26 protein-coding genes are annotated in these 22,088 nt (G+C 60.6%); 8 read left to right on the top strand and 18 right to left on the bottom strand.

Annotation, left to right across the window (positions count from 1 at the left end):
* The first annotated feature begins 14 nt into the window (after window positions 1-14).
* Window positions 15-1,427, top strand: coding sequence for an aspartate aminotransferase family protein (locus ORL50_RS20975; RefSeq protein ID WP_266017707.1), 1,413 nt, complete (start codon window positions 15-17; stop codon window positions 1,425-1,427).
* A gap of 80 nt (window positions 1,428-1,507) precedes the next feature.
* A complete protein-coding gene (locus tag ORL50_RS20970) occupies window positions 1,508-1,735 on the top strand; it encodes an MbtH family protein (RefSeq protein ID WP_266017705.1) in 228 nt (75 codons plus the stop codon).
* Between the two features lie 125 nt (window positions 1,736-1,860).
* On the opposite strand, the gene ORL50_RS20965 is transcribed toward ORL50_RS20970, so the two are convergent.
* The 10 genes from ORL50_RS20965 to soxR form a co-directional block, all read right to left on the bottom strand.
* Window positions 1,861-2,763 carry a metal ABC transporter substrate-binding protein gene (locus ORL50_RS20965; RefSeq protein WP_266017703.1) on the bottom strand — a complete coding sequence of 301 codons (903 nt, stop codon included), beginning with the start codon at window positions 2,761-2,763 and terminating at the stop codon, window positions 1,861-1,863.
* On the bottom strand, window positions 2,764-3,663 hold the full coding sequence (locus ORL50_RS20960; protein WP_266017701.1) for a metal ABC transporter permease: 900 nt from the start codon (window positions 3,661-3,663) through the stop codon (window positions 2,764-2,766).
* Window positions 3,663-4,406 carry a metal ABC transporter ATP-binding protein gene (locus ORL50_RS20955; RefSeq protein WP_266017700.1) on the bottom strand — a complete coding sequence of 248 codons (744 nt, stop codon included), beginning with the start codon at window positions 4,404-4,406 and terminating at the stop codon, window positions 3,663-3,665. The genes ORL50_RS20960 and ORL50_RS20955 overlap by 1 nt, the downstream gene beginning before the upstream one ends.
* On the bottom strand, window positions 4,403-5,326 hold the full coding sequence (locus ORL50_RS20950) for a metal ABC transporter substrate-binding protein (RefSeq protein WP_266017699.1): 924 nt from the start codon (window positions 5,324-5,326) through the stop codon (window positions 4,403-4,405). Before ORL50_RS20950 ends, ORL50_RS20955 begins: the two co-directional genes overlap by 4 nt.
* A gap of 35 nt (window positions 5,327-5,361) precedes the next feature.
* Complete coding sequence (locus ORL50_RS20945) at window positions 5,362-5,934, bottom strand: DUF6162 family protein (protein WP_266017697.1); 573 nt, start codon at window positions 5,932-5,934, stop codon at window positions 5,362-5,364.
* Complete coding sequence (locus tag ORL50_RS20940; RefSeq protein WP_266017695.1) at window positions 5,931-6,254, bottom strand: hypothetical protein; 324 nt, start codon at window positions 6,252-6,254, stop codon at window positions 5,931-5,933. Before ORL50_RS20940 ends, ORL50_RS20945 begins: the two co-directional genes overlap by 4 nt.
* Complete coding sequence (locus tag ORL50_RS20935; protein ID WP_122841319.1) at window positions 6,251-6,793, bottom strand: thiamine pyrophosphate-binding protein; 543 nt, start codon at window positions 6,791-6,793, stop codon at window positions 6,251-6,253. Before ORL50_RS20935 ends, ORL50_RS20940 begins: the two co-directional genes overlap by 4 nt.
* Window positions 6,790-7,983 (bottom strand): PepSY-associated TM helix domain-containing protein, encoded by a 1,194-nt coding sequence (locus ORL50_RS20930; RefSeq protein WP_266017693.1) that lies wholly within the window; start codon window positions 7,981-7,983, stop codon window positions 6,790-6,792. The genes ORL50_RS20935 and ORL50_RS20930 overlap by 4 nt, the downstream gene beginning before the upstream one ends.
* A gap of 218 nt (window positions 7,984-8,201) precedes the next feature.
* On the bottom strand, window positions 8,202-8,660 hold the full coding sequence (locus ORL50_RS20925) for a VOC family protein (protein ID WP_266017691.1): 459 nt from the start codon (window positions 8,658-8,660) through the stop codon (window positions 8,202-8,204).
* A gap of 133 nt (window positions 8,661-8,793) precedes the next feature.
* Window positions 8,794-9,249 (bottom strand): redox-sensitive transcriptional activator SoxR, encoded by a 456-nt coding sequence (gene soxR, locus ORL50_RS20920; RefSeq protein WP_266017689.1) that lies wholly within the window; start codon window positions 9,247-9,249, stop codon window positions 8,794-8,796.
* 94 nt (window positions 9,250-9,343) lie between these two features.
* On the opposite strand from soxR, the gene ORL50_RS20915 reads away from it, so the two are divergent.
* A complete protein-coding gene (locus ORL50_RS20915; protein ID WP_266017687.1) occupies window positions 9,344-9,709 on the top strand; it encodes an antibiotic biosynthesis monooxygenase in 366 nt (121 codons plus the stop codon).
* Here ORL50_RS20915 and ORL50_RS20910 read toward each other — a convergent pair.
* From ORL50_RS20910 to msuE, 4 genes are all read right to left on the bottom strand, one after another.
* Window positions 9,706-10,809, bottom strand: coding sequence for a sigma-54 interaction domain-containing protein (locus ORL50_RS20910; RefSeq protein WP_266017685.1), 1,104 nt, complete (start codon window positions 10,807-10,809; stop codon window positions 9,706-9,708). The two genes, ORL50_RS20915 and ORL50_RS20910, sit on opposite strands and share 4 nt — an antisense overlap.
* Before the next feature lie 24 nt (window positions 10,810-10,833).
* Window positions 10,834-12,021 (bottom strand): acyl-CoA dehydrogenase family protein, encoded by a 1,188-nt coding sequence (locus ORL50_RS20905; protein ID WP_266017683.1) that lies wholly within the window; start codon window positions 12,019-12,021, stop codon window positions 10,834-10,836.
* 67 nt (window positions 12,022-12,088) lie between these two features.
* Window positions 12,089-13,234: an FMNH2-dependent alkanesulfonate monooxygenase gene (gene ssuD / locus ORL50_RS20900; RefSeq protein WP_266017681.1), complete on the bottom strand. Its 1,146-nt coding sequence runs from the start codon at window positions 13,232-13,234 to the stop codon at window positions 12,089-12,091.
* A 10-nt stretch (window positions 13,235-13,244) separates the two neighbouring features.
* Entirely contained in the window at window positions 13,245-13,808 is a 564-nt protein-coding gene (gene msuE, locus ORL50_RS20895; protein ID WP_266017680.1) for an FMN reductase, read from the bottom strand.
* Window positions 13,809-14,220: 412 nt separating this feature from the next.
* Between msuE and ORL50_RS20890 the strand changes: the two genes are divergently transcribed.
* From ORL50_RS20890 to ORL50_RS20875, 4 genes are all read left to right on the top strand, one after another.
* Window positions 14,221-14,490, top strand: coding sequence for a hypothetical protein (locus ORL50_RS20890; RefSeq protein WP_266017678.1), 270 nt, complete (start codon window positions 14,221-14,223; stop codon window positions 14,488-14,490).
* A gap of 97 nt (window positions 14,491-14,587) precedes the next feature.
* A complete protein-coding gene (locus tag ORL50_RS20885; RefSeq protein ID WP_266017677.1) occupies window positions 14,588-15,202 on the top strand; it encodes a LysE family translocator in 615 nt (204 codons plus the stop codon).
* Between the two features lie 204 nt (window positions 15,203-15,406).
* Window positions 15,407-16,564 carry a cysteine desulfurase family protein gene (locus ORL50_RS20880; RefSeq protein WP_266017675.1) on the top strand — a complete coding sequence of 386 codons (1,158 nt, stop codon included), beginning with the start codon at window positions 15,407-15,409 and terminating at the stop codon, window positions 16,562-16,564.
* A 67-nt stretch (window positions 16,565-16,631) separates the two neighbouring features.
* Window positions 16,632-18,440 carry an aminopeptidase P family protein gene (locus ORL50_RS20875; RefSeq protein WP_266017673.1) on the top strand — a complete coding sequence of 603 codons (1,809 nt, stop codon included), beginning with the start codon at window positions 16,632-16,634 and terminating at the stop codon, window positions 18,438-18,440.
* A 40-nt stretch (window positions 18,441-18,480) separates the two neighbouring features.
* Here ORL50_RS20875 and ORL50_RS20870 read toward each other — a convergent pair whose 3' ends face one another.
* Together ORL50_RS20870 and ORL50_RS20865 are read right to left on the bottom strand one after the other, a co-directional pair.
* A complete protein-coding gene (locus tag ORL50_RS20870) occupies window positions 18,481-19,071 on the bottom strand; it encodes a 2-hydroxychromene-2-carboxylate isomerase (protein ID WP_266017671.1) in 591 nt (196 codons plus the stop codon).
* A gap of 36 nt (window positions 19,072-19,107) precedes the next feature.
* Entirely contained in the window at window positions 19,108-19,836 is a 729-nt protein-coding gene (locus ORL50_RS20865) for an SDR family oxidoreductase (protein ID WP_266017669.1), read from the bottom strand.
* A gap of 90 nt (window positions 19,837-19,926) precedes the next feature.
* Between ORL50_RS20865 and ORL50_RS20860 the strand changes: the two genes are divergently transcribed.
* Window positions 19,927-20,475, top strand: coding sequence for a TetR/AcrR family transcriptional regulator (locus ORL50_RS20860; protein ID WP_266017667.1), 549 nt, complete (start codon window positions 19,927-19,929; stop codon window positions 20,473-20,475).
* A gap of 15 nt (window positions 20,476-20,490) precedes the next feature.
* Here the strand turns inward: ORL50_RS20860 and ORL50_RS20855 are convergent, their stop codons facing one another.
* A complete protein-coding gene (locus ORL50_RS20855) occupies window positions 20,491-20,772 on the bottom strand; it encodes a hypothetical protein (RefSeq protein ID WP_266017665.1) in 282 nt (93 codons plus the stop codon).
* A 178-nt stretch (window positions 20,773-20,950) separates the two neighbouring features.
* Window positions 20,951-21,838, bottom strand: coding sequence for a threonine/homoserine exporter RhtA (gene rhtA, locus ORL50_RS20850; protein ID WP_266017663.1), 888 nt, complete (start codon window positions 21,836-21,838; stop codon window positions 20,951-20,953).
* Window positions 21,839-22,088: the final 250 nt, after the last annotated feature.

The following is a 22,088-nucleotide window of genomic DNA, read 5'->3' as shown; positions in this document are numbered from 1 at the left end:
TGAGGGGTCGAGAGATGTCAGTCGCTACCAGCCTTGTGCAAGATCAGTCGACGCGGGTCGCCCCGGCGCCGGCCGAAACGCTTTATCAGTTCAACGAGTCGCCGTTGCTGGCGCGACAGACCCGGCAGGAGTCCAATGCCCGCAGCTATCCACGGCGCATCCCGCTGGCGCTCAAGCGGGCCAAGGGTATTTATGTCGAGGATGTTGAAGGTCGCCGTTTCATCGACTGCCTCGCGGGCGCTGGCACGCTGGCCCTGGGGCACAATCATGCGGTAGTGATTGAGGCGATCCAGCAGGTGCTGGCCGATGAATTGCCGTTACATACCCTCGACCTGACGACCCCGGTGAAAGACCAGTTCGTCCAGGACCTGTTCGCCCTGCTGCCACCGGCGTTGGCTGGCGAGGCAAAAATCCAGTTCTGCGGCCCTACCGGCACCGACGCTGTAGAGGCCGCGTTGAAACTGGTGCGCACCGCCACCGGGCGCAGCACCGTGCTGTCGTTTCAAGGCGGTTACCACGGCATGAGTCAGGGCGCGCTGAGCCTGATGGGCAGCCTGGCCCCGAAAAAACCCATGGCTGCCTTGCTCGGCAGCGGGGTGCAGTTCATGCCCTATCCCTACGATTACCGTTGCCCGTTCGGGCTTGGCGGTGCTCAAGGGGTCAAGGTCAACCTGAGTTATCTGGAAAACCTGTTGAGTGATCCGGAAGCTGGCGTGCAGTTGCCCGCGGCGGTGATAGTCGAGGCGGTGCAGGGCGAGGGCGGGGTGATTCCGGCTGATCTCGACTGGCTGCGTGGCTTGCGCCGCATAACCGAAAAAGCCGGCGTGGCGTTGATTGTCGACGAGATCCAGAGTGGGTTTGCGCGCACTGGCAAGATGTTTGCCTTCGAGCATGCCGGGATCATTCCGGACGTGGTGGTGATGTCCAAGGCCATCGGCGGCAGCCTGCCATTGGCCGTGGTGGTCTACCGGGACTGGCTCGACACCTGGCTGCCGGGTGCCCACGCCGGGACTTTCCGCGGTAACCAGATGGCGATGGCCGCCGGGTCTGCGGTGATGCGCTACCTGACCGAGCACAAGGTTTGCGAGCACGCCACTGCCATGGGCGAGCGCCTGAGCGAACACTTGCGCATCCTGCAGCGCGATTTTCCGCAGTTGGGTGACATACGTGGCCGAGGCTTGATGCTCGGGGTAGAACTGGTCGATCCCTCGGGACTGCCGGACGCCCAGGGCCATCCACCGGTCTTTGCCCGGCTCGCTCCGCTGGTGCAGCGAGAGTGTCTCAAGCGTGGCCTGATCCTCGAGTTGGGTGGGCGGCATGGCGCCGTGGTGCGCTTCCTGCCACCGCTGGTGATTACTGCCAGCGAGATCGATCAGGTGGCCGAAATCTTTGGCCGAGCCATGGCCGCTGCCACCGACAGTCTCTAAATTTTTCAGCTCCCCGAACGTACCTTCTACATAACGGCTGTACTCATGTGCAGCCCATCTTTCATCGATGGAGAACCACCATGACGTCAGTATTCGACCGCGAGGACATCCTTTTTCAAGTCGTGGTCAACCACGAAGAACAGTATTCGATCTGGCCCGACTACAAGGCCGTGCCGGAAGGTTGGCGTACCGTGGGCAAGAGCGGCCTGAAAAAGGAGTGCCTGGCCTATATTGAGGAGACCTGGACGGATATGCGCCCGCTGAGCCTGCGCAAGAAGATGGATGAGCAGGCGGCTGCAGTTCACTGAGGCTGCCGGTAATAAAAAGCCCGCTGGACTGGTGACAGTCAGCGGGCTTTTTCACCTGTGAGGTGGGCGTTGCATGTGTAGGAGCGAGCCTGCTCGCGATGAACGATGACGCGGTCCCATTAAGGTCAAGCCCCGCTCAACCCCTTGATCACCAAATCCACATTTCCTTCCAGCTCAGCGACCGGGTCCACGGCATCGGTGCTTAAAACCACCAACCGACTGCCGGCCTCGGCAATCGCCGCCTTCACAGCCTCTGACGGCTGCCGATGGTGCAACACCAGCGCCACGTCATTGTCCTTGAGCGTCGCAGACAATGTCTTCAGTGCCTCAGGTGTCCACTCGGCATCCGGCCGTGCGTCCTGTCCAACCAACTCCAGATTGAGCCCACCAATCAGGTAACCAAAATGGTCGCTCAGACTCATGACGCTGAGATTGTCAGCAGCGGCCAGGCGCGCTTCGCTGTCGGCGTTGAATTTCAGCAGACGCTGTTTGAGCGTCGCCAGGTTGGCCTCGATCACCGGCTTGGCGGTGGGTGCCAGGCGCACCAGGTCAGCCGCCATCACATCCGCCATGCGCCCCATGTTGTTGCTGGAAAACCACGGCTGGCTGTTGAGGCCGTCCACCTTGTTGCCTGGCTGAACCGCGATGCCGGGCAGGGCGCCGTCCACCGGCCGGGCGGCGTCGACTTCAACCACTCGAATGTTGCTGCGCCGGGACATCGGGTAGAGCGGGTCGTCGGACCACAGCGAGCGCAGGCCGATCACTGCATCGGCATCGGACGCCAGCTTGGCCAGCGCCGGTGCACCTCGGCCGGTGAAGTAGGCGGTCTGCCGGCTGCCGGGCAGGTTCGCCGGCGCGGCTCGTTCGAGCTGGACGTTGGTGCCTTTGAGCAACACTTCGCCCAAGCCATAGGTAATCGGCAACGAGGCCAGGACTCGCAGCGGTTTTGCGCTGTCAGCCGCGAATACAGGGTTGGCCAGGGCGCACAGGGCGACGGCCAGGGTCAGTTGACGCAAGGTAAAAGTCATTTATCCGATATTCCCTTTCAGGCTAGGCACGACGCCACGGGCAATGGCGGCCAGGGCAAAGGCGATGCCGGCCACCAGGATGATCGCGGCACCGGATGGAATAGGCAGGTCAAACACGATCGGCGCGAGAATGCCGCACAGGGTACTGACCGTGGCGATCAGCACCGAGCACCAGAAAAAGCCCTTGAGCGACTGGCTGAGCAAACGTGCAGCCGCTGCCGGGATGACCAGCAGGGCTCCGACCAGAATGGCGCCGATGACTTTCACTGCGGCCACGGTGATCAGGGTTACCAGGATCACGAACAGGTAATCGAGGGTCTTCACTGCCACCCCGCGTACCGCTGCCAGCTGCGGGTTGAAGCTGGCGAGCATGATCCGGTTGTACAGCGGCAAGGCCAGGGCCATCACCAGCGAACCGACAATGGCCAGCACCAGCAGATCATTGCCGTTGACTGTCAGTACCGAGCCGAACAGGACGTTTTCAAGGATGTGCACGTTGATCTTGCCGGCCAGGATCAACAGCAGGCTGGCACCCAGGGCCAGTGAAACGGAGAGGAACACGCCGATCAGCGTATCCGGTGACAGCCCGGTGCGGTTGCGCAAATAATTGAGCAGGATACCGAACAGCAGGCAGTAGCCGAACAGGCTGCCGTACGGCCCGGTGTACGGTTCACCCAGCAGAATGCCGACGGCCACCCCGGTCAGAGCCGCGTGACCGACCGCTTCGGAGAAAAACGCAAAGCGCTTGACCACCACCAGGGTGCCCAGGCCGCCCAGTACCGGCCCGATCAGCAAGCCGGCCAGCAGCGCGTTGACCACGAACCCGTAGGCCAGCGCTTCCGGCAGGTAGCCCGACGAGGCCCAGCCCTGAACCATCAGACGAAAGGCTTCATAGCTCATCAGGCAGCGCTCCGTGGATGGGTGGAAAACAGTGTGAGCAAGCGTTCCGGTGTCAGTGCCTGCTTGGGCGTGGCATCGAACAGCACCCGGCGGTTGAGTCCGGTGACCCGGTCCGCCAGGCGGCCTACGGCTTCCAGGTCATGCTCGATCCACAGCACGGTGATGCCACTTTGGCGCCAGTCTCCGAGGAGTCGTTCGAACACCCGGATTCCGGCCTCATCGAGTGCCGACATGGGTTCATCAAGCACCAGCAACTGCGGCGCCGGGATCAGCCCCTGCGCCAGCAGTACGCGCTGGCGTTCGCCGCCGGACAAGGCGCCCATGCGCCGCTTGCGTTTGTCCTGCATGCCGACGCGTTCCAGAGCATCGCCGATGGCTGCCGCGTAATGCTTGCTCAAGCCCAGGAAGGCCGGTCGACGTTGGCACATCGCGGCCATGAAGTCGTCGACGGTCATCGGCAGGCCGCGATCAAATTCCAGGGCCTGCGGCACGTAGCCGATAGTCCCCGGGGTGCCCGGCCATTGCAGGCTCAGGCGACCCTGGTGGGGCATTTGCCCGAGCAGGGTCTTGATCAGCGAACTCTTGCCGCCACCGTTGGGGCCGACCAATGCATGCACGCTGCCGGGCTGGACCTGGAAGGTCACCTGGTCAAGGATCGTGGTGCGGCCGAGGGTCAGGCTGACATCGGCAAACTCCAGGGTCGGGCCGGCGCTTTGGGCAATCAAGGTTTCCTGGACAGTCATGCGCCGGACTCCTGGATAGCCCGGACCACGGTATTGAGGTTGCCGGTCATTTCTTTTTCATATTTGTCGGCGGTGTACTCGCCATAGGAAATGTGCGACAGCGGGTACAGCTTTACCCCGGATTCGCGCTGGATGGTGTCGACGTAGCTCGAAGGGAAATCCATCTCGGAGAAAATCACTTTTACGTCCAGCTCACGCAACTGGTCGATGGTTTTCTTCAACTGGCTTGGACTCGGTTCGATACCGTGGGCAGGCTCGACCACCGCCGTGACCTCCAGGCCAAATTCGCGCAGCAGGTAGTCATAGGCGGCGTGCACGGTGGCGACTCGCAGCTCGGCATTGGGCGCTTCGGTCAATTTCGCCAGGGCGTCGGCGCGCATCTGCCGCAGGCGCTTGCCGTAGGCGCGGGCGTTCTGGGTGTAGGTCTTGGCGTTGTCCGGATCAAGTTTGCCGAGTTCTCGGGCAATGTTGTTGACCTGGGCGATCGAGGCGCTGATCGACAGGAACGTGTGCGGATTGACGACTTTGCCAGCCCCCCGGGCAGCCACGCCGGTAGCGGCCAGCAGCGGCACGTTTTCGTTGGCTTCGATCACGGCCACGTTCGGGGATTCGCTGGCAGCGATCATGCGGTCGGCGAAGTCGTCATGGCCGACCCCGTTGAGCACCACCACGTCCAGCCCGCTGATACGCTTGATGTCTTCAGCTCGTGGCTCGTAGGCGTGCGGGTTAAAACCGGCTGGAATCAATGGCACCACTTCGGCTTTATCGCCGACGATGTTTGCCACGTAGCTGTAGTACGGATGCAGGGTAATGCCGATGCGCAGGCGCTTGGCCTCGTCAGCAGTGGCCAGTGGGGTCAGCAGGCAGGCGAGCAGGCCAGTCAGCAGCACCCGCGTGAAACGTTGAGATGAAATAGGCATGGGAAAGCGGTCTTCTCTCGGGTAAAGGCGAGGGGTCAGTGCCGATGCTGGCGAGTGACGCCGGCGTCGAATTGCGCAACGATCTGCTGCCAGCCGGCGCTTTCCAGCGCCGAGTCGGCAAGATCGGTTGGCGCCTGGAGGGCTTTGCCGCGATGGAGCCAGATGTCCGGCTGATCGTCGCCGGCACTCAGGCGCATCAGAAACGAACCGGCGACCTCGGGCGACTGGCTCTGGCCGAAATAGGCCCGGTCTTGCAGCATCACCCAGGCATGACTGCCACGGCTGACCGAACTGGCGTCCTGGGCGAACGGCGCGAAGCCTTCATCAGCCAGGACCGCCGGGGTCGGTAACGTCTGCTGCTCCTGGCGCAACAGATGGATCTCGTCGAGCGTGACCCGCAGGTCGGCGTAGATGCCCTGTTCGGAAGCGCTAAGGTCGCGGCGCGCATCCAGCTGGTGGCTGGTCACGGTGCTGACTTCCTGGGATTCATGGCGCCAGGCAACGACCGACCCGGCCACGGCCAGGATCATCAGGCACAAGAGCAGCACGTACAGGGTTTCGTGGCCGGCGCCAGCTGGGCGGACTATCTGGTTGGTGGGCGTACTCATGGGGTCTGGATGTCCGCCTGGTCGATTTCCACCACATGGCCAGGGCCTGCATCGAACAGCACATAGAACTCGGCGGCGGGTTTCTTGAACGTCATCTTCGAATCGGCGCCGAGCTTGCCGGGCACCAGGATGGTCTCGTCGTAGCCAATTACGTCCAGGGTCACCCCCGGAGCGCCGCTGCCGTCGGAAAAACCGCCGGTGCATTCGATCTGGTCGGCGTCAACGGCCTTGCACTCGCACATCGGGTTGTGGGCCAGGGCGCTGGCGCTGAATCCGGCGCAGAGCACCAGCACCAGGTTGCGCAGAGGACGGAAAGTCATGGTTTGCCTCCTTGTTTGGTCAGCCACTCAATGGTGGCGGGGGATGCCTGGCTCAGCGGCATGGAAGCTTGATGCATCGCACCGTCCCAGCCTTCCATAGTGATCCACAGTTCGGCGTCGGCCTTGGTCTTCTCGGGGATCGGCAACATGGCGCCCATACGGTAAGGCGTGCCGAAGAAAATCACCCCGGCAGCACGCAGGCTGCGGGGCTTGCCGATGCGCAGGTAGGTGGCCTTGACCTGGTCACGGCAGCTGTCGCACAACGCGGCATTGAAGCTCTTCATGTAGCCGGCGGGCCCATCGAGTCGCGGCGCTTCGTTACGCAACTCAGCCAGGCGCAGGCTCCAGGGGCCAACCTGCACTTCTCCGGCTTCCCGTTCACCCAGGCCGGTATCGCCACGGAACAACGCGGCATCAGCGAAGTACTTGGGCATGAAACCCAGCGGTACCAGCAACAGCAGGACATTGATGTGAAAGCGCCATTTGTGCCAGAAACGGCTCAATTTCGACGAGGGTTTATCCGCAACGAGCAGGCTCATTGGCTGACCTCCGTGGTTTCGTGGCGAGGGGCGGTTTGCACCCGTGTGCGCTTGGTTTCTCGCTTCAGGGCATTGGCCGTGGCCAGGGCGGTGCGTTTGGTCCAGATCAGCAGGCCACTAAGGACCATCATGCTCAGGAGTAGGCCGAAGAAGAACCAGATCAACTTGATCCATAGTCCGCCAAAGTCACCGGTGTGCAACGGACGCATGGATTCAGTCACCAGCTCCAGCCCGGATCGGTCCGAAAGCAGGCGAGTGGAAGCGATTTCACCGGTATAGGGGTTGATATCGGCCGTTTGGAACATCAGCGGGTACCAGCTGCGTCCGCCCACCGTCAGATAGCTGTAGGCGTTGGCGGGCATGCTGACAAAACTGTCGTCCAGCCCGGGAATGCGCTCCTTGGCCTCGGTGATCGCGCTTTGCAGGCTGATCATCGGCGCGGGCGAGCCATCGGCACTCACCGGCACGCTCTCGCGGGGCACCACCAGCGCCACCGGGGCCGTAGAAATCGTCACCTGGTTATCGAACATGAATGCCTCGATCAGGAACCAGGTGCTGGTCACGGAAATGACCGCAATGAACCAGATCGACCAGATGCCACTGAGTCGATGGAAGTCGCCCCAAAAGATTCGCGCGCCGTGACGAATACGCAGGGTCGGTTTCAGGAAGCCTTTCCAGAATTTCTTGTACACCACCAGCCCGGTGACCAGGGACGCCAGCATCGGCAGGCTCAGGAACGACACCAGGTACCAGCCCCAGCTGTAACCGTTGGTGAACGGCACCAGCCACCAGCCATGCAGGGCGCGAGTGAACGCCTGGAAATTGAACTGCGGTGCAGTGCCCTGAATGACCCCGGTGTACGGATTGACATAGACCGTCACCGAACGCCCGTCTGGATAGCTGACCTCGACGTCGAGGGCAAAGTGCGACTCGTCCGGGCGGCTGATGCCCTCCACCAGGGTATCGGGCTCGGCCTTCTTGATCGCGGCAACGATCTGGTCGTAGTTGAGCAGCGGGGCATCATCGGAGGGCTGGCTGGCACGCATTTGCGGGTTGGCCAGCCAGACGATCTCCTGACTGACCACGGCAAGCGTGCCGGTGACGCATACGATCAGGACAAAAAACCAGATCGGTAGCGCCAGCCAGCTGTGTACCAGAAACCAGATTTTGGAACGGGATTTCTTCGACATGATGTAAGTCTTATATCGATGAGAGGGCCTTAGCTGCGGGCTTCCCAGCGTGGGGTCCATGAAAAGTCGGCCGTGGCTTTTGCCTACGCGAGCTGACTGCATCTATATAAGACGAATGAGAATCAAAAATCCCGAACCTGCATATGAAAGAAAATGTTTCCAGCGCCTGCTTCGGGGCCGCCCCCACAGCGAGGTTCGTGTGGGAGCGGACCGGGCTGTCATCCCTGCTGGAACATCTCCTGCGCGCGCTGCTCGATTTGCTCCTGAGTCAGGTCTTCCTTGCGCGTGGCCAGGAACCACAGATGGCCGTACGGATCCTTCAACGTTCCGGACCGATCCCCGTAAAACTGATCCTTGACCTCGGACACGACAATGCCACCCGCAGCAATCGCCTGTTTATACGAGGCGTCCACATCATTGACATACAGGTGCAACCCGACGGAAGGGGACTGGTCAGGATTACTCAGCGGCCCTTGGTCGCAGGGGGTGCCCAACATGATCGGGCAATCACCGATGCGCAATTCGGCGTGACCGATGCCTCCGTCGGGCATCGCCAGGCGCATGACTTCGACGGCACCAAAGGCCTTTTTATAAAATTCGATAGCTTCGGCAGCTTTTTGAATACCCAGATATGGCGTTATGCTGTGATAGCCCTCTGGAATGGGTTTGACGCTCATGGCGGTTCTCCCTGGTGTTGTTATGGAATGAGGGTGTCGCGAACCCATAAATATAGTAGGAGCTGCCGTAGGCTGCGATCTTTTGAGCTGTTTCGCTTAGCGTGCTTGTCCTGGGTAGAAACAGGTTGGACGACTAGTCCTCCTCCAACAAATGCGCCCCGGGCCCGCGATCCCCTAACACGTCACCAAAGTTACGCAAAGGGCATGCCTCCATCGACAGGCACCCGCAACCAATACATCCATTCAACCGGTCGCGCAGCAACGTCAGTTGGTTGATCCGCTCATCCAGATCCCGGCTCCACTGCGCCGACAACACCTTCCAGTCGGCCGCGGTGGGTGCGCGGTTATCGGGCAGCGATTGCAGCGCTTTACCAATCTCTGCCAACGGAATGCCCAGGCGTTGGGCCACCTTGATCAACGCCACCCTACGCAGCACTTCCCGCGGATAGCGGCGCTGATTGCCCGAGTTGCGGTTGCTCTTGATCAGGCCCTTGGTTTCGTAGAAATGCAGCGCGGTAACTGCCACTCCACTGCGGGCGGCAACCTGGCCGACAGTCAGTTCCCGATGCAGGTGTTCCGAGGTAATCAATTGATAAATCCCTCTTGACCTTGACTTAACTGGAGGTTTTACCCTGCAAGCCTTCGGATCGCAATGTCCGACTTATACTCAGGGGGACTTTTTCATGCAGGCGCCAGAGAAAAATCGCAGCTTCACCCAACTTATCGAGTTCGAGATCGAGCCTCATCAGCAACCGGCGCTGGTGTCGGCGCTGTCACGGCAAACCGAGCGGCTGGCCCAGGATTATGCGGGATTCCTCAGTGCCAGCATCCAGGCCAGCGATGATGGTCGGCGGGTGCTCAACTACCTGCAATGGCAGACGCGTGAAGCGGGAGAGGCGGCGTTCCAGCAGTTTGAAAGCGGCGAGCAGGATTTCTGGCAGTTGATCCGTGCTCATCATGCCAGGACCGTGACCTTTGGCTCGTTCCAGGTGCTGCACAGTCTGGAACGTAGCCATGACAACGCGTTGCATTGCCATCTGGTGGGTTAGATGGACAGCTGCATCAAGCGCTCACCCTGGAGATTTTCCGTGGGCCGGCGCTTGTTCACCGCCAGTTCACCGATCTTGATCAGCCGGGTGCGTGTGACGTTGCGGCTCAGCCCCAGCAGTGCGGCGGTGTGCACCTGGTTGTAGTGACTGAAGCGATAAGCCGCGCGCAGCAAGGCATCCTCGACCTTTTCGTGCAACGCTCCGGCCTGTTCTTCGAATAGTTTCTGAAATGCCCGCTCGAGCAGGGCTTCCGGGGAGTCATCGATGCTTCCACCCTGGTCATCCTGGCGTTCAATGCGCATGTTCGACAGGCGCAGGTCATCGCGTTCGATCACGCCGTTGCGGCAGATCAGCAAGGTGTGGTGAATGACGTTTTCCAGCTCGCGGATGTTGCCCGGCCAGCTGTAGCTGCGCAGTTTCAGCTCGGCTTCTTTGCTGATCGTGATGGTGCCGTAACCCAGGCGCTGACTGTAGGCATCGACGAAGTGCCGGGTCAGCGGCAGGATGTCGCCGGGACGATCGCGCAGTGGGCTCAGTTCCAGGCTCACCACGTCGAGGCGGTAGTACAGGTCCTCGCGAAAGTGCCCGGCGTTGATGGCTTTTTCCAGCTGCACATTGGTTGCCGCGAGGACCCGCACGTCAATCGGTATGCTCTTGCGCGAGCCCAGGCGCACCACTTCGCGCTCCTGCAACACGCGCAGCAACTTGACCTGGATAGCCATCGGCAGGTCGCCGATTTCATCGAGAAACAGGGTGCCGCCATTCGCTTCCTCGAACCAGCCGGCTTTGGCGCTGAGGGCGCCGGTGAACGCACCTTTCTCATGCCCGAACAGTTCCGCCTCGACCAGGGATTCGGAGAAGGCGCCGCAGTTCACCGCGACAAAAGGGCGATTGCGTCGCGCGCTGAGGTTATGAATGTGCCGCGCCACCAGCTCCTTGCCGGTGCCGGTTTCGCCGATGATCAGCACGCTGGCCTCACTCGGCGCCACTTGCTGCAAATGCGCGAGCAGTGCTTGGGATTTCGGGTCTTCGAACACCTGGGCGGTGGCGCGGATCGAGGTGGCCAACGCGGGCGAGGGCGGTAAAGTCAGGAGTTGCATGGGGTTCGCTCCATGAATGGCAGGCTAGGAATAGAAAGTCGGAATTGGCAGGCGCTGGTTCAGCGCCCAGTCACCCAGTTCATGGAGTTTGTAATCCACCGGATCGTGCAGGGTTTGCGTGCGCAGGTTGCGCCAATGCCGATCCAGCCTGAGCGAGGCATGGGTGGAGCGCGCGCCGGTGACCTCGAACAGGCGGCTACACAGGTCCAGGCCGTTGCGGGTGGCGGCGACCTTGGCCGTGGCGATGGCGATGGCCAGGTGTCCACGTTCCTCGGCGGTGAGTTTCGGGCCCTTCGCCCAGGCCTTGTCCAGCAGATCGGCGGCACGCTCCACCAGCAATCGGACGCCTTCGAGCGCCACCCAGAATTCACCGTAATGACCCAGCACGTAAGGGTCCTGGCTTACTTCCTGGGTGCTGGATTTATGCCAGGGACGGGTTTCCGTGAGGGTGTACTCCCGTGCCTCTTCGAAAGCGCCTTCGGCAATGCCGAGGAACATGTGGGTGAACGTCAATTGGGCGATCAGCGGACGCAGGCAGGCGAACGGCGTACTCAAGGGGCCCGGATCGAGCAGCAGTTCAGATTCCTCCACTCGCACCCGTTCGAAGGTAGCGCTGCCGCTGTCGGTCTGGCGCTGACCCATGTTGTTCCAGTCGTTGTGCAGAGTGATGCCGCTGCGACTGCTGGGGATCGCAGCGATCAACAATTTGCCACCGGCGGTTTCATCCACTGCCGAGGCAATCAGCATTTGCGAGTCGCTGGCACCCGAGCAGAAGCTTTTCTTACCGGAGAATTCGCGCCAGCCATCCAGCTTGCGCACCACGGTGCGGGTGTCCAGGGGGTTGAGCGCGTTGCCCCAGAACCAGTTCTTGCGTGCGGTCTGTTCAAACCAGGGTTGCCATTGTTCGGGCCTGGCAAACAGGCGAACGGTAGCGAGCATCAGGTGATGAAAGCCGAAAACATGGGCGATCGAGCTGTCGACCTTGGCGAACTCGCGCACGATCCCCAGGGTTTCACTCCAGTGCGCGCCGAGGCCGCCGTATTCGGTGGGGATGCTCAAGGCCAGCAGGCCGCTTTCACGCAACGCATCACGTTCAGCCTTGGGCGTGCCCCCGCGTTCATCGCGCTCAACAGCGGTCAGGGCAAACTGCGCGGCCAGTTGCCGAGCGGTCTGCAAAGGGGATATCAGTGCGCTTTGTGGCTTGGCAGTCACGGCGGTTCCTCAGAAAGTTCGACGCAAGTCATCCTGCGGGAGCAGCTCTCTCCCACAGGTATTGCTTTCAGGCCGTAGCTTTGCCGGGCAGCACATCATTGGCGATCATTTCGCCAAACGGCCCGGTCAGATTGGTCACGCCGCGCCCGGCCAAACTCGCGTAGGGTTCGGGCAACAGCGGGAACACCAGTTCGGCGAAGCGGTAGGCCTCCTCGAGGTGCGGATAGCCGGAGAAGATGAAGCTCTCGATACCCAGGTCCGCGTACTCCTTGATTCGCGCGGCAACCTGCTGCGGATCACCTACCAGCGCAGTGCCTGCACCGCCGCGAACCAGGCCGACGCCTGCCCACAGGTTGGGGGCAATTTCCAGGTTGTCCCGGCGCCCGTCATGCAAGGCGGCCATGCGGCGTTGGCCTTCGGAATCAAAGCGCGAGAAGGATTTCTGAGCCGCTTGGATGGTCTCGTCGCTGATGTGCTCGATCAATTTGTCGGCAGCTTTCCAGGCGTCCTCGGCGGTTTCGCGAACGATGACATGCAGGCGAATTCCGAACTTGACCGTGCGCCCATGACGCGCCGCACGCTCGCGTACGTCGGCGAGTTTTTGCGCGACGGCCGCAGGCGGTTCGCCCCAGGTCAGGTAGACGTCGACCTGTTCTGCCGCGAGATCGTGGGCAGCATCGGAGGAGCCGCCGAAATATAGCGGTGGATAGGGTTTCTGCACGGGTGGATACAGCGCCTTGGCGTTCTGCACTCGCAGATGCTTGCCTTCAAAATCAACTGATTCACCTTGCAGGACGCGACGCCAGATCTTCAGGAATTCGTCGGTCACTTCATAACGTTCGCTGTGATCGAGGAAGCTGCCGTCTCCGCGGTTTTCATCCGGATCGCCACCGGTCACCACGTTGATCAGCAGGCGCCCGCCAGACAGGCGGTCGAGTGTCGCGGCCATGCGAGCAGACACCGTCGGCGAAATGATGCCCGGCCGGATCGCGACCAGGTAACGCAGGCGTTCGGTGAGCGGCACCAGCGCCGAGGCGATCACCCATGAATCTTCACAGGAGCGCCCGGTCGGAATCAGCACTCCGTGATAGCCGAGGCTGTCAGCGGCCTGGGCCACTTGCTTGAGATAGTTCAGCGTCACCGGGCGAGCGCCTTGGGTGGTGCCAAGATAGTGGCCGTCGCCGTGGGTCGGCAGGAACCAGAAAACATCCATGAAGAGATCCTTAAGCGATTTTCAGCAGATTTTTGGGGTGCACGCCGAACAGCGGAGCGGCGCGTTCTGCAGCAAGACGAATGCGGGCCTTCAAGGGCTCACTGGTTATTTGGTAACTGGAGAAATCGGCTTCGGTGGCATACACGCCAATCGGCAATGTCAGGGCCTGGAAGAAACTGAACAGCGGTCGCAGCTGGTGATCGAGCACCAGGGCATGTCGTTCGCTGCCGCCGGTGGCTGCCAGCAACACCGGGGTATCGATCAGCGCATTGAGGTCGATAAGGTCAAACAGGTGCTTGAGCAGGCCGGGGTAGGAGCCGCGAAAGACCGGGGCGGCGACGATCAACAGGTCGGCGTGCTCGATGGCCTGCAACTCGGCTTCGATCTCCGGTCCCAGTTCCTGACGGGACAACGCCCCACCCAATGGCCGCGCAATGTCGCCCAGCTCAATCACTTTGCTCTCGATTACCAGCTGTTCGGACAGCTCGGCCAACAGCGCCTGGGTCAGTACCAGGGTGCGGGATGGACGCCAGGTACCACCGGAGACGGCAACGACTTTCAACGGGCGCGACATGATCAGTTCCTTTTTAAACAGTTGCTCGGGGAGCAGTGAGTAGTCACTGACTTGAGCAAGAGCTGTACCAACCCCTGGAAGCCCGGTTTCATGGGGGTTGCGGCAAATCTGCCGGCTCTCGCTGTCGATTCCTTGAGCTGATTGTTGATTCACTGTTGCCTGGCAAACAGTTGCAGGAGCAACAGTGCGTTCAGCTCGATGCAGTTGTTATAAAGGCCTCGGGTTATTCCGTAAAAGACCATTAAAAAATATTTATAGATCTTTATGGAATATTGCGGAGACCCTACGAACCGCGGTGGCGTGCTGCGCTGAAAGCTTGATACCCACTATCGAGAGCGTTGATTTCTGCCCGCTCGAGGGCGCGGGTAGCCTGTGTTCATTGACCCGAACCCAGATGCCAGGACGCCACACCATGAAACTTCCTATCGCCATTTTGCTGTCGCTCGCCTTCTCCGTACTTGCTGGATGCGCAAGCCACGTTTCCCCGGAACTACGTCCTTACACACCGCAAGAAAGTCGCCAACTGGCGTTGGAAGACCTTAATCGTCGTGGCCTGTCGTTCGACGAGTACCACGCGAAAAAAGCCGAACTGCTCGGCCAGCCACAAAAGATCTTCAGCTTCGACAAGCACGGCGAAATGAACGCCGAGCGCACTGTGCAACTGCACGGTCGCCCAAGCTGAACGACTGTACTGCTCGAAGTTTCACCCAACTGTCCATGGGCTTGCGGCGTGGCGTGCGATAGGGTCGATACCTGACCGACCTGATGGAATGCCACCGATGACGCTCTCTCTCGATCTGCTGCTGGGCTTTGCCTTGTTTGCCTTGGTCACCTCGATCACCCCTGGCCCGAACAACACCATGTTGCTGGCTTCCGGCGTGAATTTCGGCTTTAACCGCACCATCCCGCATATGCTCGGCATTACCTGCGGCTTTTTTGTGCTGGTGGTGGCGGTGGGTTTCGGCCTGGGTGCGGTGTTTCAAACCTATCCATTGCTCTACACCGTTTTGCGGTACGTCGGCGCTGCCTACCTGCTGTATCTGGCATGGAAAATCGCCCACTCCGGGCCGGTGTCCGACAGCGAGGACGGCAAGGGCAAGCCGATCAGCTACCTGGGTGCAGCGGCGTTTCAGTGGGTAAACCCCAAGGCCTGGATCATGGCGATTGGTGCAATCAGCACTTACACGCCAATGCAGGGCTATTTCACCAATGTCATCGTGATTGCCGCGGTGTTTGCCCTGATCAACCTGCCCAGCGTCGGCGTCTGGGCGGCCTGCGGCACGCTGTTGCGCAACGTTCTGAAGGACCGCCGCTGGCTACGCGCGTTCAACTGGGGCATGGCCGCACTGCTGGTGATCTCGCTTTATCCGTTGCTGCTGGAGAGCATTGGCTGATGCATTGCTTCAACCGGTTGGCCGATGCCTGTTAAGCTCGACTTCAGGAGCGTTCCTACGCACTTTTAAATGAAGTTGTTCTTCTTTAACGGCCTCCGATCAGGTATTTCTAACGTTCTGGGATATCGGCGCAGCTCACGAGGCTGCGCTTTGCCGTTCCGGTAACGAGCCTCCTGATCCCGGAACCCGCTCTGCGAGTCTTTTATGAATAAACGCCCGTTGTATTTCGACTACGCCGCCACCACCCCGGTGGATGAGCGCGTCATTAAGGTCATGGTCGACTGCCTGGGTTTCGCCGGCAACTTCGGTAACCCCGCGTCCAGCTCCCATGCGTTCGGTCAACAGGCCCGGCAAACCGTAGAGCATGCGCGCAAGCAGGTCGCCGATCTGGTCGGCGCCCAGGCCAGTCAGATCGTATGGACTTCCGGCGCCACCGAATCGAATAACCTCGCGCTCAAGGGCGTAGCCCAGGCTCGGGGCGTGGCTGGCGGTCATGTCATCACCAGTCAGATCGAACATAAAGCGATACTCGACACTGCCAGGCAGTTGCAGGATGTCGGGGTCGCGGTTACTTACCTGGTGCCAGATGCCGATGGCCTGATCACCCCGCAGGCCGTCAGTGAAGCCATGCGCGAAGACACCTTTCTGGTCTCGCTGATGCTGGTCAACAACGAGTTGGGCACGGTCAACGATATCGCCGCCATCGGTGAGATCGTGCGCGCCCGTGATGCCTTGTTCCACGTCGACGCTGCGCAGGGCGCCGGCAAGGTCGTGATCGACCTGGGCCAGTTGCCTGTGGACTTGATGTCGTTCTCCGCACACAAGATCTATGGACCTAAAGGCATCGGTGCGCTGTACGTCGGCCCTCGTGCACAACAACGCCTGCGCGCGCAGATTCACGGCGGTGGGCACGAGGGTGGGTTGCGCTCGGGCACCCTGGCCACTCATCAGATCGCGGCCATGGGCGTGGCTTTCGAGTTGGCGGCGCAACTGTTCGAGGATGAAAAAGCCACCATCGCCGGCCTGCGCCAACGCCTGCTCGAACAACTCTCAAGCATTCAGGGGGTTCGCCTCAACGGCAGTCCCGTGCAGCGCATTCCCCACACCCTGAGCCTGACTTTTGCTGAAGGCGAATTCGACTCCGCAGCATTGAGCCACTCCATTGCGTTTTCCGCGACCTCGGCGTGCAATTCCGCCAGTAATTCCCCCTCCCACGTGCTGCTGGCCCTTGGGCATGACGCCCACTCGGCAAGTCGCACCATCCGCCTGAGTCTCGGACGTTTCACCACCGACCAGGACATCGACCAGGCGGTAACCTTGATCAAAGCGGCCTGCGCCAGTGCCCCGGCATTCTGGCAATAGGGCCTTCAAAGCGCCGACGCACACCAGCGCTTCAACAATGATGAATATGTGATTAGCAGGAGACATGATGAGTACGCAGCCTTCGATCAATGGGTCAGTGCCCCAGCGCCTGGCGCAAACCCGCAAGCTGATGAGCCGGGAGGGCATTCATGCACTGCTGGTGCCGTCAGCGGACCCGCACCTGTCGGAATACCTGCCGGGTTACTGGCAGGGACGTCAGTGGCTGTCGGGCTTTCATGGTTCCGTCGGCACGCTGATCGTTACGCCGGATTTCGCCGGAGTCTGGGCCGACAGTCGTTATTGGGAACAGGCGACCAAGGAGCTCGAAGGCAGTGGCATCGAGCTGGTCAAGCTGCAGCCGGGCCAGCCTTCGCCGTTGGATTGGCTGGCTGAGCAGACCCCTGAGGGTGGGGTGGTGGCAGTGGACGGTGCGGTGATGGCGGTGGCGTCGGCGCGCACTCTCGGTGGCAAGCTTGAAAACCGCGGCGCACGCCTGCGCACGGACATCGACCTGTTGAACGAAGTCTGGAGCGATCGCCCGATTCTGCCGAACGAGCCGATCTATCAACACTTGCCGCCCCAAGCGACGGTCAGTCGCACAGACAAACTCGGCGCATTGCGCGAGGTGATGAAGGAACGTGGCGCCGACTGGCATTTCATTGCCACACTCGATGACATCGCCTGGCTGTTCAACCTGCGTGGCGGCGACGTGTCGTTCAACCCGGTGTTTGTCTCCTTTGCCTTGATCGGGCAGGACCAGGCGACCTTGTTCGTGGCATTGAGCAAAGTCAGCGCCGAGTTGCGTGCAATCCTCCAGCAGGACGGTGTGACGCTGCGTGATTACAGCGAAGTGGCTGAAGCATTGCGCGGGGTTCCTGCTGGCGCCAGCCTGTTAATCGATCCTGCGCGAATCACCGCCGGGCTGCTGGATAACCTTGATAGTGGCGTGAAACTGGTCGAAGGCCTGAACCCGACCACCCTGGCCAAGTCGCAAAAAAGCCTGGCTGACGCCGAACACATCCGCCAGGCCATGGAGCAGGACGGCGCCGCACTGTGTGAATTCTTCGCGTGGCTGGAGTCGGCGTGGGGCCGTGAACGCATCACCGAGCTGACAATCGACGAGCACCTTACGGCAGCACGTACCCGTCGTCCCGGGTATGTGTCGTTGAGCTTCAACACCATCGCCGCATTCAACGCCAACGGCGCGATGCCGCACTACCACGCCACCGAAGAAGAGCACGCGGTGATCGAGGGCGACGGCCTGCTGTTGATCGACTCGGGTGGCCAGTACTTGGGTGGCACCACCGACATCACGCGGATGGTTCCGGTCGGTACGCCCACCGAAGAGCAGAAGCGCGATTGCACTCGGGTGCTCAAGGGGGTCATCGCCTTGTCCCGGGCGCAGTTCCCCAAAGGTATTCTTTCGCCACTGCTGGACGCCATCGCACGCGCGCCGATCTGGGCCGAAAGCGTCGATTATGGCCACGGTACCGGGCATGGCGTGGGTTACTTCCTGAACGTGCATGAAGGTCCGCAGGTAATTGCCTATCAGGCTGCTGCCGCACCGCAAACCGCCATGCAGCCGGGCATGATCACTTCCATCGAACCCGGTACCTATCGTCCTGGGCGCTGGGGCGTGCGAATCGAGAACCTGGTGTTGAATCGCGAGGCAGGCAAAAGCGAGTTCGGCGAGTTCCTCAAATTCGAAACCCTGACCCTGTGCCCAATCGATACTCGCTGCCTGCTGCCAGCGCTGCTGACGGAGGATGAAAAGCAGTGGTTCAACGGCTATCACGCCGAAGTGCGCGAGCGCCTGGCCCCGCTGCTCGATGGGGCTGCGCTGGAGTGGTTGAACACCCGCACTGCTGCCATCTGACAGCGGGAAAAGCAGGCGCCGCAGTGGCGCCTGCACCCATTCAGGTCAAGGCCTCTACGACAAACTCCAGTCTATCCTGGCCGAAAAACAGTTCATCTCCCACAAACATGCTCGGCGCACCAAACACGCCTCTTTGAACCGCCCGTTCGGTGTTGGACTTGAGCGCGGTCTTGACCTCCTCATCGGCTGTCAGCGCCAATGTCTCAGCCGGATCAAATCCGTGTTCCGTCAGCACCGCAGCCACAATCGCCAGGTCATCCAGGCTGCGACCCTCAACCCACAGCGCCTTGAACAGACAGTCGAGAAACGCCTCGAAGCGTTCCGGATGGCGCAGCTGCATGCCGGTCACTGCGCGCATCAGCATCAGGGTATTGATGGGGAAGTGCGGGTTGAACTTGAGTGGCACGCCGTAGCGTTTCGCGTACCGATCCAGATCCTTGAACATGTAGCGACCCTTGGCGGCAATGGTTGCCGGTGACGCGTTGCCGGTCGCCTTGAACACGCCGCCCAGCAGCATCGGAACGTAAATCAACTGGCTGTCGGTCTGCTGGCAGATCTGCGGCAGTTGGGTATAGGCCAGGTAAGTGGCCGGGCTGCCAAGGTCGAAAAAGAACTCCACGGTTTTACGCATGATCAATGTGCTCTGCTTATTATCGTAATGAGGGGCTTACCAGCGTTCGTTCCACGGCCGCAGGTCGAGCTCGAAGGTCCAGGCATCGCGCGGCTGACTGTGCAGGTACCAGTAATTCTCGGCGATGTGCTCGGGGTCGAGGATGCCGTCCTGGTCCTTGGTCGCGTATTTATCGGGGAAGTTGTCGCGAATGAAATCGGTATCGATGGCGCCGTCTACCACCACGTGAGCCACGTGAATATTCATCGGCCCCAGTTCCCGGGCCATGCTCTGGGCCAGGGCGCGGATGCCATGTTTAGCCCCGGCAAATGCAGCAAACCCTGCAGCGCCGCGCAGTCCGGCCGTGGCGCCAGTGAACAGAATCGTGCCGCGTTGCCGTTTGGCCATGCGCTTGGCCACTTCCCGACCGTTGAGAAAACCTGAGAAGCAAGCCATCTCCCAGATCTTGAAATATTTGCGCGCCGTCTCTTCCAGAATGCTGCACGGCACGTTGGCGCCGATATTGAAAACGAACGCTTCGATGGGGCCGATCTGGCTTTCAATCTGCTCGACCAGCGCTACTACATCCTCTTCCTTGCGGGCGTCGCAGGCAAAACCGTGGGCCTCGGCACCGGTGGCCTGGATGGCCTCTACCAGAGGCTGAAGTTTATCGGCGCTTCGTCGAGTGACGCAGGCGACGAACCCTTCCTGGGCGAAACGCTTGGCGATGGCGCCGCCGGTAGCATCACCGGCGCCTACAACGAGTACGACCTTCTTGTTATGCATGGCAGACCCTTTAGTAAACGATCGTTAACTAAACGAACGTTATGCTACGATTCGACGGGCGTCAAGTTGATCAATTCTGAGGGCACGGCAATGCGTTACTCGGCCAACCACAAGCTGGAAACCAGAGAAAAGCTGTTGCACAGCAGCGCTGCTTCGGCGAAGAGGTGCGGATTTTCAACCGTGGGGGTCGATGGCCTGATGAAGGCAGTCGGTTTGAGCGGAGGGGCTTTCTACAGCCACTTTTCATCCAAGGATGAACTGTTCGCGTCGATCGTCGAGCGCGAGTTGGGACAGAGCATGACCCGGCTGGGTGGGGATCAGGATCTGGATAGCCTGGACCGCTGTCTGCGGCAATACCTGAGCATGGCGCACGTCGAGAATGTAGAGACGGGTTGCGCTTTGCCCGCCTTGGGCGCTGAGATCGCGCGTTCGGACGAGGCAGTTCGTCAGCAGGCGCAAGACTGGATCTGTCGGCTCCAGCAAAGCTGGGCGCAGACGCTCGGCAGCGACGCTCTTGCCTGGGCAATCCTGTCGCAGTGTATAGGGGCATTGGTTGTGGCGCGGATGCTGGCGACTCCGGATATCCAGCGCACTGTGCTGAAGTCCAGCTACGACGAGATCCGCAAGCAGATCAGTTGACCCAACGAGCGTTATTTACTTGCAGATGACGATCATGCTGCGGCTGGTGTAGCCGGCAGGATTAAGGCCAAAAGGGTAATCGCCAGGTTCTTCAACCGAGTCACCGGACTTGGCGATGACCTTGTAACCTTTGGGGGCGCACGAGTTGGCAGCCTTGGTGTAGCACTTGTCCCAAGATGACGACAGGCCGGAACAGTTGATGTGCAGCCCCTTCTTGCCGTGTTTTACCTGGGTTTTGGAGGTTGCCGCACAACCCGCAACTGCGAGTACCGCGATCAGTATCAAAATTCGTTTCATTACTGTCCTTATAGCGTCCCCGGATCTGATGCCCGGGTCTGACTGCATTCGCTCTCGTTTGAAGCGTTTTGATATCCAGATCCTGAAAATTCCCTGCCTGGCACCGGGTCGTGGGGCGCGGCAGGGCGTTAAACATGGCCTAAACTGCCGCTAAATACCAGACCCTCTTAAACCTTTATCAATCCACTGCGACCGCAGGCTTGGCGTTACTGCCCATGGTCAGCGTGGCGCCGACGGATGCCAGGATAATGCACATGATGGCCATCCACTGTGACAGGGAGAGGTATTCATGCAGAAACAGCAAACCGGACAGCGCACCGAACGCTGGTTCGATACTCATCAGCGTGCCGAAGGTTCGGGCAGGCATACGGGTGAGGGCGACCATTTCCAGTGTGTAGGGCAGGGCGGTGGACAGGATCGCGACTCCGAGGGCCACGGGAATCAGTGACGGGGTGAGCAAAGCCGCACCGGCATGCACAATTCCTATGGGGGCCACGAACAGCGCTGCGATCATCACGCCCAATGCGGCAGTCTGCACGCCGTTGTCTGCACCGGCTTTCTGTCCGAACAGAATGTACAGCGCCCAGCAAACGCCGGCGCCGAGTGCATAACCCGCACCTACCAGGTCGATGCCGGTGCTGGTGGCGCCGGTAGGGATAAGCAGCAGCAGGCCGATGGCAGCAAGCGCAATCCACAGGAAGTCGATCGCCCGACGCGAGGCGTAGATCGCCACGGCCAACGGGCCGGTGAACTCCAGTGCGACCGCGATCCCCAGGGGAACCGTTTGCAGCGACATATAGAAGAGGAAGTTCATGCCGCCTAGTGCCATGCCGTAGACGATGACCGTACGCAGAGACTTGGCGGTGAGTTTGGCGCGCCATGGTCGCAGGATCAGCAGCATGATCACGCTGGCGAAGATCAGGCGCAGGGTCGTAGTCCCTTGCGCGCCTACCAATGGAAACATGCTCTTGGCCAGGGACGCGCCAGACTGGATCGAAGCCATGGCTATTAATAGCAGGCCAACCGAGAACAGGGTGGAGGAGAGGGTGCGGGGCTGGTTGTTCATTTCGCGGCATCGTCCAGGGCAGGAAGCAAGAGTAAATCCATGTTTGGGCAATATACTGCGCATTCGCTACGGCCGCGTCTATCTATATGCAGCTAATTCGGCTATCTGATAGAAAAACGCGATCAGCCCTTGACGGCAGATCTCAGATGTCTATAATTCGCCCCACTTCCGGCGCAGTCGAAACGGAAAACTCCTTGGTAAACAACGAGTTACGCAGTTTTGGCGGTCAGCTGCTTCAGGTCATCGAAGC

Source organism: Pseudomonas sp. RIT-562, from assembly GCF_026241895.1.
In the GTDB taxonomy this organism is placed as follows: domain Bacteria; phylum Pseudomonadota; class Gammaproteobacteria; order Pseudomonadales; family Pseudomonadaceae; genus Aquipseudomonas; species Aquipseudomonas mandelii_F.
The sequence above is the reverse complement of the archived record's forward strand: the minus strand, read 5'-3'. Positions and strand labels throughout refer to the sequence as shown.

Bases quoted from the DNA above. Each gene is read 5' to 3' on its own strand.
- ORL50_RS20925 (WP_266017691.1), bottom strand. From the start codon at position 8,660: ATGAGCGTCAAACCCATTCCAGAGGGCTATCACAGCATAACGCCATAT.
- ORL50_RS20955 (WP_266017700.1), bottom strand. From the start codon at position 4,406: ATGACTGTCCAGGAAACCTTGATTGCCCAAAGCGCCGGCCCGACCCTG.
- ORL50_RS20855 (WP_266017665.1), bottom strand. From the start codon at position 20,772: ATGAAACGAATTTTGATACTGATCGCGGTACTCGCAGTTGCGGGTTGT.
- ORL50_RS20930 (WP_266017693.1), bottom strand. From the start codon at position 7,983: ATGTCGAAGAAATCCCGTTCCAAAATCTGGTTTCTGGTACACAGCTGG.
- ORL50_RS20915 (WP_266017687.1), top strand. From the start codon at position 9,344: ATGCAGGCGCCAGAGAAAAATCGCAGCTTCACCCAACTTATCGAGTTC.
- ORL50_RS20970 (WP_266017705.1), top strand. From the start codon at position 1,508: ATGACGTCAGTATTCGACCGCGAGGACATCCTTTTTCAAGTCGTGGTC.
- ssuD (WP_266017681.1), bottom strand. From the start codon at position 13,234: ATGGATGTTTTCTGGTTCCTGCCGACCCACGGCGACGGCCACTATCTT.
- ORL50_RS20875 (WP_266017673.1), top strand. From the start codon at position 16,632: ATGAGTACGCAGCCTTCGATCAATGGGTCAGTGCCCCAGCGCCTGGCG.
- ORL50_RS20940 (WP_266017695.1), bottom strand. From the start codon at position 6,254: ATGACTTTCCGTCCTCTGCGCAACCTGGTGCTGGTGCTCTGCGCCGGA.
- ORL50_RS20950 (WP_266017699.1), bottom strand. From the start codon at position 5,326: ATGCCTATTTCATCTCAACGTTTCACGCGGGTGCTGCTGACTGGCCTG.
- ORL50_RS20945 (WP_266017697.1), bottom strand. From the start codon at position 5,934: ATGAGTACGCCCACCAACCAGATAGTCCGCCCAGCTGGCGCCGGCCAC.
- ORL50_RS20935 (WP_122841319.1), bottom strand. From the start codon at position 6,793: ATGAGCCTGCTCGTTGCGGATAAACCCTCGTCGAAATTGAGCCGTTTC.
- ORL50_RS20880 (WP_266017675.1), top strand. From the start codon at position 15,407: ATGAATAAACGCCCGTTGTATTTCGACTACGCCGCCACCACCCCGGTG.
- ORL50_RS20910 (WP_266017685.1), bottom strand. From the start codon at position 10,809: ATGCAACTCCTGACTTTACCGCCCTCGCCCGCGTTGGCCACCTCGATC.
- ORL50_RS20960 (WP_266017701.1), bottom strand. From the start codon at position 3,663: ATGAGCTATGAAGCCTTTCGTCTGATGGTTCAGGGCTGGGCCTCGTCG.
- ORL50_RS20870 (WP_266017671.1), bottom strand. From the start codon at position 19,071: ATGCGTAAAACCGTGGAGTTCTTTTTCGACCTTGGCAGCCCGGCCACT.
- rhtA (WP_266017663.1), bottom strand. From the start codon at position 21,838: ATGAACAACCAGCCCCGCACCCTCTCCTCCACCCTGTTCTCGGTTGGC.
- ORL50_RS20890 (WP_266017678.1), top strand. From the start codon at position 14,221: ATGAAACTTCCTATCGCCATTTTGCTGTCGCTCGCCTTCTCCGTACTT.
- ORL50_RS20975 (WP_266017707.1), top strand. From the start codon at position 15: ATGTCAGTCGCTACCAGCCTTGTGCAAGATCAGTCGACGCGGGTCGCC.
- ORL50_RS20865 (WP_266017669.1), bottom strand. From the start codon at position 19,836: ATGCATAACAAGAAGGTCGTACTCGTTGTAGGCGCCGGTGATGCTACC.
- msuE (WP_266017680.1), bottom strand. From the start codon at position 13,808: ATGTCGCGCCCGTTGAAAGTCGTTGCCGTCTCCGGTGGTACCTGGCGT.
- ORL50_RS20885 (WP_266017677.1), top strand. From the start codon at position 14,588: ATGACGCTCTCTCTCGATCTGCTGCTGGGCTTTGCCTTGTTTGCCTTG.
- ORL50_RS20965 (WP_266017703.1), bottom strand. From the start codon at position 2,763: ATGACTTTTACCTTGCGTCAACTGACCCTGGCCGTCGCCCTGTGCGCC.
- ORL50_RS20860 (WP_266017667.1), top strand. From the start codon at position 19,927: ATGCGTTACTCGGCCAACCACAAGCTGGAAACCAGAGAAAAGCTGTTG.